Raw genomic sequence first — 5,229 nt, forward strand, 5'->3', positions numbered from 1 at the left:
CCGCTCTCCGCTCACCGCTCACCGCTCACCGCTCACCGCTCACCGCTCACCGCTCACCGCTCACCGCTCACCGCTCACCGCTCACCGCTCACCTCAACGAAAAAGGGCAGCTTGCGCTGCCCTTTTCCTTCGCGCGGACCGCGAACGGTCGAGGCTGGATCAGCCGACCATCTCGTTCAGGTTCTTGAGCGCGCGGATCCGGACCTTCTTCGAAGCCGGCTTCGCCTTGATCATCATCTTCTCACCAGTGAAGGGGTTGACGCCTTCGCGTGCCTTCGTCGCCGGTTTCTTGACGACGCGCATCTTGCACACGCCGGGCAGAGTGAACGTGCTCGTGCCCTTCAGCGACTTCTTCATGACGCCGTTCAGCGCATCGAAAACGGCGGCGACCTGCTTCTTCGTCAGCTCGGTCTGGTCAGCAATCGTGCCGATGATCTGCGACTTGGTGGGTGCGGTCGCGCTCTTTTTCGCCATTAGTCGTCTCCTGTCGGTTGGCTTGGCGGATTCAGTTTCCGCCGTGTTTGAATTCGGCGCGCACGATAGCACGGAAAAAACCGCTGCATAAGAGGGCTCGGCGTAATTTCGCCGTATTTTTTTCGGGGTTTCGCTCAGTCCGCGGCGAACTCGCGCGTGATCCTGGTCTGTAGCTTCGCAGTGCTGCCGGAAGGCTGTGACACGATTTCGAGCGCCATGGGCTCGCGGTCGCGGACGTCGAACTCCGCGATGTAGGAGACTGCCTGTCCGTCGACGACGCTGCGGAACTCGAGCGGTGAAGCCTCGCCGGTCAGCCTGCGCGTCACTCCGTGCACGCTCGCCTCGACGGTCACCGGCACCGCGGCCGGCCGCTGTCGCAAAACGGCGACAGTGACCACAGCTCGAAGTTCACTTCGGACAATGCCGTAACCTCTTGCGACGTCGGGATCGAGCGCGCTCGCCTGGACGACGCCATAGCGCATCTCGTAGCCGGCAGCGCGCACGAAGCCGGGATCCTCGTAGGGCCGAGCGGCGACCGGTTGCGGTGCCCGGTCGCTGCCTCCGCACGCGGCGAAGAGCCCCGCGACGGCGAGCACGGCGCAGCACGGCGGGACAGTCGCGGCTGCGGCTCGACGGGCTCTCAAGGGTCGGTCATCCAGCGCGCGAGCTCCTCCGGGAGCCCGCCTGCGCCTGCGACGCGGACCAGCTTTTCGCGTCCGCCTCGTCCGCGCATCACCGACACCCGCCCCTGCGGCACGCCGAACAGATCGGCGATGTAGCAGCAAAGGCGTTCGTTGGCGGCGTCGTCCACGGGGGCTGCGGCGATCCGGATCCGCAGCCGGTCGCCGTGCGGCCCTGCGATGGCGTCGCGGCCGGCCCGCGGTTGCACCCGCAGCGCGAGCAGGATGTCGTCGCCATCGCGGGTCAGCCAGCCGGGCATGGCTCAGGTGATGAGGATCTTGAGCGCCTGCAGGGCCAGGATCACGAGCAGGGGAGAGAAGTCGAGCCCGCCGATGGGCGGCAGCACGCGCCGGACGGGGTGCAGCAGGGGATTGCACAGGGAGGAGAGCAGCCCGACCGCCGGGCTGTAGGTCCCGGGTGCGACGAAGGACAGCAGCGCATAGACGATGATCGCGACGGTGTACAGCTGGATCGCGGCCACGATCGCCTGCCGGGCGGCGGCCAGCAGCAGCGGTCCGAGCGGCATCGCTGTGCCCGTCAGCATGAGGAAGACAACGCCGGTCGCGGCGAGCTGGGCGATCAGTACGGCGACCAGCGACGCGGTGTCGACGCGCCCGATGGGCGGCAGCACCTTGCGCAGTGGCAGCACCAGCCAGTTCGTGAGCTTGAGGACGGCCTGCGCAATCGGGTTGCGGAAGTCGGCCCGCGCGAGCTGCAGCAGCAGACGCAGGAGGAACGCGTACACGGCCAGGGTGAGCAGCGAGTCGACGATGAAGATCAGTGCGTCCATGGGGCCGCGGCCTTGCCTCAGTCTCCGGATTCCTCGGCGAGCTCGCGCGAGCGCAGGGTGCCCGCGTGAACCGCCGCGGCGAAGGTACCACGAATGCCGGCGGCTTCCAGCACGCCAAGCGCCGCGGCGGTGGTCCCTCCGCGGGACGTCACCTGCTCGCGCAGCGTCGCCGGATCCTCGCCGAGTTCGCGCGCCATGCGCGCGGCGCCGTGCACCGTCTCGACGGCGAGGCGCCGGGCGGCTGCCGCGTCGAGGCCCTCGGCGGCTGCCGCGGCCTCGAGCATCTCGACCAGCAGGAAGACGTAGGCCGGGCCGCTGCCGGATACGGCCGTGACGGCGTCCATGAGCGACTCGTCCTCGATCCAGAGGTACGCGCCGACCGCGGCCAGGATCTTCTCCGCGCGCTCCCTCTGCCCGGGCGTCACCGACGGTTCCGCGAAGAGCGCCGTCATGCCCGCGCCGATCAGTGCCGGCCGGTTGGGCATGGTGCGCACCACGGACACGCCGGCACCGAGCCAGCGCCGCAGGTCGGCAACGCGGATGCCGGCCGCGACCGACACGACGAGCGGCCGGGAAGCCTGCGCCAGCGTCGCGAGGCCGCTCGCCACCGCGCGGGCGTGCTGCGGCTTGACGGCCAGCACCCAGGTGGAAGCGCCCCGGACGGCCGACGCGTTGTCCCCGAACACCGCGACGCCGGCGAAGGACGCCTCGAGCTCGCCTCGCGCCCCGGGCTCGGGATCGGCGACGCGGATCGTCGCGGGGTCGCGACCGGCCGCGAGCAGGCCGCCGATCAGGGCCCGCGCCATGTTGCCGCCCCCGATGAATGCCAGGGAGTCTTCAGGCATGCCTTGTTGCCGCATCGCAAAGCCACGATTGTAGCGGCGGGGCGTTCAATTGCGCTTGCCGAAGATCGCCGTCCCGACCCGCACGTGGGTCGCGCCCTCCGCGATCGCCGACTCGAAGTCGCCGCTCATGCCCATCGACAGCGCGTCGAGCGCGTACCCGTCGCTGCGCAGTCCGTCCTGCAGCCGCCTCAACTCGGCGAACCAGCGGCGCTGCTGCGCGGGATCCTGCTCCTCCGGCGGGATGCACATCAGTCCGCGCAGCGCCAGGCGTGGCAGGGCCGCCACCTCCGCCGCCAGCGCCGGGAGCGCGGCGGGTTCGACACCCGACTTGGACGGCTCGTCGCCGAGATGGACCTGCAGGCAGACCTGCAGCGGCGGCGCGTGCCAGGGACGCTGCTCGGAAAGCCGGCGGGCGATCTTCACCCGGTCGACGGTGTGGACCCAGTCGAAGCTCTCCGCGACCGGACGCGTCTTGTTGCTCTGCAGCGCGCCGATGAAGTGCCAGGTCGCCGCGCCGGGACCGAGGGCTGCGATCTTGGCGAGCGCCTCCTGCAGGTAGTTCTCGCCGAAGTCGCGCAGGCCCGCTGCGACCGCCGAGCGCAGGAGCTCCACGGGGTGCGTCTTGGTGACGCCGATCAGGGTGATCCCGGCAGGATCCCTGCCGGCCGCGCGGGCTGCCGACTCGATGCGCTGACGGACATCCGCCAGCCGGGAAGGGAGATTTTGCGGACCGGTTAACATATTGGAGCCAGGGGGCGAGGGCTATACTCCCTGCCACCTCGGTGCGTCGTCTGCCGGCGTCCCGCGGGCGGGGTTGTCGTGTCGGTGCGCCGCGCGACAGCCGGGTTCAGCGCCGGGTGCCGGTCGCAAGGAGTCCAGATGGCCGTCGATATCGCACAACTCCTGGCCTTTGCCGTCAAGAACAAGGCCTCCGACCTGCATCTGTCGGCCGGCGTTCCGCCGATGATCCGCGTCGACGGCGACATGAAGCGGATCAACATGCCACCGCTGACGCACAAGGAAGTGCACAGCATGGTGTACGACATCATGAACGACAAGCAGCGGAAGACCTACGAGGAGTTCTTCGAGACGGACTTCTCCTTCGAGGTGCCCAGCCTCGCGCGCTTCCGCGTCAACGCCTTCAACCAGAACCGCGGCGCCGGCGCCGTGTTCCGCAACATCCCGTCGACCGTGCTGACGCTCGACGACCTGGCTGCCCCGAAGGTGTTCAAGGATCTCTGCCTGCTGCCGCGCGGACTGGTGCTGGTCACCGGCCCGACCGGCTCGGGCAAGTCGACCACGCTCGCCGCGATGATCGACTACGTGAACATCAACCGGCCGGATCACATCATCACCATCGAGGACCCGATCGAGTTCGTGCACGAGTCGAAGCGCAGCCTGGTCAATCAGCGCGAGGTGCACCGCGATACGCTCGGCTTCTCGGAGGCGCTGCGCTCTGCGCTGCGTGAGGACCCGGACGTGATCCTGGTCGGCGAGCTGCGCGACCTCGAGACCATCCGGCTGGCGCTGACCGCGGCGGAGACCGGTCACCTGGTGTTCGGTACGCTGCACACCAGCTCGGCCGCCAAGACCGTGGACCGCGTCGTCGACGTGTTCCCGGCGGCCGAGAAGGAGATGGTCCGCGCCATGCTGTCCGAGTCATTGCGCGCGGTGATCTCGCAGACGCTGATGAAGCGGATCGGCGGCGGCCGCGTCGCGGCCCACGAGATCATGATCGCCACGCCGGCCATCCGGAACCTGATCCGCGAGAACAAGATCGCCCAGATGTACTCGGCGATCCAGACGGGCCAGGCCCAGGGCATGCAGACGCTCGACCAGTGCCTGCAGGAGATGACAGCCAAGGGCATGATCACCAAGGAAGAAGCGCGCTTCAAGGCGCAGAACAAGGAATCGATCTGACGGCCTACGGCCGGCCTCGGAGGAACTGATGGACCGCGAACAGGCAATCAAGCTCATGCAGGACCTGCTGCGCCGCATGGTCGAGCGCAAGGGGTCCGACCTGTTCATCACTGCCGGTTTCCCGCCGGCCATCAAGATCGACGGCGAGGTGCGGCCGCAGTCCGACCGTGCGCTGTCGCCCGAGCAGGCGGCGACCATGGTGCGCGCGATCATGAACGACCGCCAGACGCGCGAGTTCGACGCCACCAAGGAGTGCAATTTCGCGATCGCGCCGCCGGGCATAGGGCGCTTCCGCGTGAGCGCGTTCATCCAGCAGGGCAACACGGGCTGCGTGTGCCGCACGATCCAGTCCAAGATCCCGACCATCGAGGAGCTCGAGCTGCCGCCGATCCTCAAGGACATCGTCATGTCCAAGCGCGGCCTCGTGATCGTGGTCGGTGCGACCGGTTCCGGCAAGTCGACGACGCTGGCCTCGATGGTCGGCTACCGGAACGAGAAGACCCGCGGCCACATCGTGAC

8 protein-coding genes are annotated in these 5,229 nt (G+C 68.6%); 2 read left to right on the forward strand and 6 right to left on the reverse strand.

Annotated elements, in window-relative coordinates; translation table 11 throughout:
• Positions 1–159: 159 nt before the first annotated feature.
• From JSV65_06130 to JSV65_06155, 6 genes are all read right to left on the reverse strand, one after another.
• A complete protein-coding gene (locus tag JSV65_06130; GenBank protein ID UCH35929.1) occupies positions 160–474 on the reverse strand; it encodes an HU family DNA-binding protein in 315 nt (104 codons plus the stop codon).
• 134 nt (positions 475–608) lie between these two features.
• Entirely contained in the window at positions 609–1,118 is a 510-nt protein-coding gene (locus JSV65_06135; GenBank protein UCH35930.1) for a DUF4426 domain-containing protein, read from the reverse strand.
• A complete protein-coding gene (locus tag JSV65_06140) occupies positions 1,115–1,414 on the reverse strand; it encodes a DUF167 domain-containing protein (protein ID UCH35931.1) in 300 nt (99 codons plus the stop codon). Before JSV65_06140 ends, JSV65_06135 begins: the two co-directional genes overlap by 4 nt.
• Before the next feature lie 3 nt (positions 1,415–1,417).
• Positions 1,418–1,945 carry a YggT family protein gene (locus tag JSV65_06145; protein UCH35932.1) on the reverse strand — a complete coding sequence of 176 codons (528 nt, stop codon included), beginning with the start codon at positions 1,943–1,945 and terminating at the stop codon, positions 1,418–1,420.
• A 17-nt stretch (positions 1,946–1,962) separates the two neighbouring features.
• The gene (locus JSV65_06150) at positions 1,963–2,790 is read right to left on the reverse strand and encodes a pyrroline-5-carboxylate reductase (protein UCH35933.1); all 828 of its coding nucleotides are present in this window, start codon (positions 2,788–2,790) and stop codon (positions 1,963–1,965) included.
• Positions 2,791–2,835: 45 nt separating this feature from the next.
• Complete coding sequence (locus JSV65_06155) at positions 2,836–3,531, reverse strand: YggS family pyridoxal phosphate-dependent enzyme (GenBank protein UCH35934.1); 696 nt, start codon at positions 3,529–3,531, stop codon at positions 2,836–2,838.
• Positions 3,532–3,669: 138 nt separating this feature from the next.
• Between JSV65_06155 and JSV65_06160 the strand changes: the two genes are divergently transcribed.
• A complete protein-coding gene (locus JSV65_06160; GenBank protein UCH35935.1) occupies positions 3,670–4,710 on the forward strand; it encodes a type IV pilus twitching motility protein PilT in 1,041 nt (346 codons plus the stop codon).
• 28 nt (positions 4,711–4,738) lie between these two features.
• A partial coding sequence (gene tadA, locus JSV65_06165) for a Flp pilus assembly complex ATPase component TadA (protein ID UCH35936.1) occupies positions 4,739–5,229 on the forward strand: 491 nt, incomplete at its 3' end.

The sequence above is a fragment of the Armatimonadota bacterium genome, from assembly GCA_020354555.1.
Classification (GTDB): Bacteria; Armatimonadota; Hebobacteria.